This is a genomic window from Bowmanella yangjiangensis (assembly GCF_017255015.1).
Lineage (GTDB): Bacteria > Pseudomonadota > Gammaproteobacteria > Enterobacterales > Alteromonadaceae > Bowmanella > Bowmanella yangjiangensis.
Window position 1 is genome coordinate 1 of sequence record NZ_JAFKCS010000777.1, and the last position, 344, is coordinate 344.

Annotated in this window: 1 protein-coding gene; it reads right to left on the reverse strand. The window is 71.5% G+C overall.

Annotation, left to right across the window (positions count from 1 at the left end; all coding sequences use genetic code 11):
• Nucleotides 1–344: aconitase X (locus tag J0A65_RS26635; protein ID WP_206597181.1), on the reverse strand; the 344-nt coding region annotated here is incomplete at both ends.

Genomic DNA, 344 nt, shown 5'->3' on the forward strand with positions numbered 1-344 from the left:
CGATATGCGCCTGGCTGATGTCGAGCAGTGCGCTGGCGCCCTGCAGTTCGGCCATGCGCACCAGCAGCTGCATGGCGACCTGGGCGGCGCGGCCCTGTTCGCCGGCGAGCAGGGCGCGGTCGCCGGCGTTGAGTTCGAGCGTGCTCGCCTGGGGCGCGACCGGTTCGAGCGGGCTGGCGTGCCAGCCATCGTCGGGTGCGTGGGCAAACAGCTGCAGGTTCGCCCCGTCGACGCGAGCGAAGCTGCCGTGGTGCGCGGCCAGTTGGGCAAACGCGGCATGGCCGATGCACAGCACGGGCAGCTGGATGCCGAAGATGTGTTCGGCGACCAGGGCGCCGAGGCTG